Origin of the sequence: Sphingobacterium shayense (assembly GCF_013179575.1) — a bacterium.
Taxonomy (GTDB): Bacteria; Bacteroidota; Bacteroidia; order Sphingobacteriales; family Sphingobacteriaceae; genus Sphingobacterium; species Sphingobacterium shayense.
This window is the reverse complement of the sequence record NZ_JABMCQ010000286.1, coordinates 1-2,469: the sequence shown is the minus strand read 5'-3', so window position 1 is coordinate 2,469 and position 2,469 is coordinate 1. Positions and strand designations below refer to the sequence as shown.

General features: G+C 39.8%; 3 protein-coding genes. All 3 read right to left on the bottom strand.

Annotated features, from left to right (window positions below):
- Window positions 1-20: 20 nt before the first annotated feature.
- Window positions 21-1,541, bottom strand: coding sequence for a GH3 auxin-responsive promoter family protein (locus HP439_RS18735; protein WP_172391849.1), 1,521 nt, complete (start codon window positions 1,539-1,541; stop codon window positions 21-23).
- A gap of 27 nt (window positions 1,542-1,568) precedes the next feature.
- The gene (gene lptB / locus HP439_RS18730) at window positions 1,569-2,303 is read right to left on the bottom strand and encodes an LPS export ABC transporter ATP-binding protein (RefSeq protein WP_172391848.1); all 735 of its coding nucleotides are present in this window, start codon (window positions 2,301-2,303) and stop codon (window positions 1,569-1,571) included.
- Between the two features lie 33 nt (window positions 2,304-2,336).
- Window positions 2,337-2,469: hypothetical protein (locus HP439_RS18725; protein WP_172391847.1), on the bottom strand; the 133-nt coding region annotated here is incomplete at its 5' end.

Sequence of the window (2,469 nt, the reverse complement as noted above, 5' to 3'; positions counted from 1 at the left end):
AAATAGGCTTAAAACTAAATTTAGTTTTCTAAATGAAGCTGTTTTAACAGAGGTTCTAGATAAATGCGATCATTCGATAATCTAGGAACTTTGTTTTGTCCCCCGAGTTTGCCCCGGGATTTCATCCAGTTGTAGAATGTATTCTTTGACGCATTATGGATAATAGGCGCCGCAAGAGCCATGTTTTTATAACGTTTAGCGTCATAATCCGAATTTACTTCGCGTAGTGTTTCATCAAGTTTCTGACAAAAATCTTGAAAATTTGAAGGCTGAGTTTCAAACTCAATTATCCATTCATGTGCACCTGCTTCTTTGTCTCTGAAATAGACGGGGCCAGCAGTATAATCTTTTATGATTGCACCTGTGGTTTTACAGGCAATCTGTAGCGCTTGCTCAGCATTATCGACAATAAGCTCTTCACCAAATGTGTTGATAAATTGCTTGGTACGCCCAGAAATCTGAAAACGATAGGGAGATAGATTCGTGAACTTGATTGTGTCGCCAATCTTGTATCTCCATAAACCTGCATTTGTGGATATAATTAGAGCATAGTTCTTATCTAGCTCCACTTGGTCTAGACGGAGTGTTTGCGGATGCTCCTGGTCGATATATTCGACAGGCAGAAATTCGTAATACACCCCATAATCAAGCATTAAAAGAAGATCATCGGCGTCTTCACGATCCTGAATCCCAAAGTAGCCCTCAGAAGCATTATAGTTTTCAAGATAATACATGTTTTCCGAAGGGATTAGTTGCTTGAACTGCTCGCGATAAGGCTTAAAGCTTACACCTCCGTGACTGTAGAACTCTAAATTAGGCCACACCTCTAACAGGTTGTCTTTGCCGGTTATTTCTAAAATACGTTTAGCCATGACAATATTCCATGTTGGGACCCCGGCTAGGCTGGTTACGTTTTCTTTTATTGTTATTTGGGCAATCTGTTCTATTTTTTCCTCAAAATTTGGATTTAATGTGACCTCAAGATTCGGCGTACGTTTGAATTCTGCCCAAAAAGGTAGGTTTCGAATTAAAATCGAAGAAAGGTCTCCATTGTATGAATCGGGATTAAAATTGTTAATTTGGGATGATCCGCCGATTACCACGGACTTTCCTGTAAACATCTTGCTTTCAGGCTTATTGTGACAGTAGATGGAAAGCATGTCTTTCCCGCCCTGATAGTGGCAGTCCTCTAGGGCTTCCATGCTTACCGGAATGAATTTAGAACGATCTGATGTGGTTCCTGAAGATTTTGCGAACCATTTAATATCTGATGGCCAAATTAGATTTTGTTCACCTTTGATCATTCGGTCGACATAACCCTTGATATCTTCATATTCCTGAATAGGCACTCTTTCTTTATAGGTATCAGGAGTAAGTATGCTGTTGTAATCATATTTCTTACCCCACTCGGTCGCTTCTGCAGTAGTTATTAGGCTTTGAAACCACTCATCTTGAACATCGTGCGGATATTTCATAAAAAGCTCGATTTGGTGGATCCGCTTTTTCATTAGCCATGTGAATAGAGAGTTTAATAGTTCCATTTGTTTGCAGACGACATGTTTTAGGGTTTATAGTTTTTTACGTCTAAGTTCGAAATGTCTTCCTAAGTAGAATTTACGAGCTAGCTCATTGTCGGCAATCTCTTCCGGAGTTCCAGTAAGCATTATTTTACCCTCTGTTAATAGGTATGCTCTATCAGTAATGGAGAGTGTTTCCTGAACATTATGATCCGTAATCAATACCCCGATATTTTTACGTTTAAGTTTAGAGACGATCGTTTGTATCTCTTCTACTGCAATTGGGTCAACCCCTGCAAAAGGTTCGTCCAAGAGAATAAAGTGTGGATTCGCCGCTAGTGCGCGTGCAATTTCTGTACGGCGCCGTTCACCCCCAGAAAGTAAATCACCGCGGTTCTTACGGACGCGATGTAAGCTGAATTCGGTGAGCAGTTCCTCTAGTTTTGCTAAACGTTCCTCTTTATTTGGGTAATGGATTTCCAACACGGCTAGAATATTATTTTCTACCGATAGTTTTCGAAACACAGACGCTTCTTGCGCAAGGTAACCGATTCCTTTCTGAGCACGCTGAAACATGGCGTCTTGTGTGATCTCTTGGTCATCGAGGTACACATGCCCGTCGTTAGGTTTAATGAGTCCAACGATCATATAAAATGATGTTGTTTTTCCAGCGCCATTAGGCCCAAGCAATCCGACAATCTCTCCTTGTTCTACATGAAAAGATACATCATTCACAACTGTGCGTTGTTTATATTTCTTGACTAGATGTTCGGCCTTTAATATCATTTGTGCGTTAATCGTTTGATTACAAATATATTTTTAATATCGGATTGCTCTGATATTTAATTGTAAATTCTTTTTTCCTCGCCAATTATTTTCTTCAAGAGTATAGCATATGTCGAATGGGAGACCTGCATTAATATGATCTATATATTCTGCTAACCCAAACCCG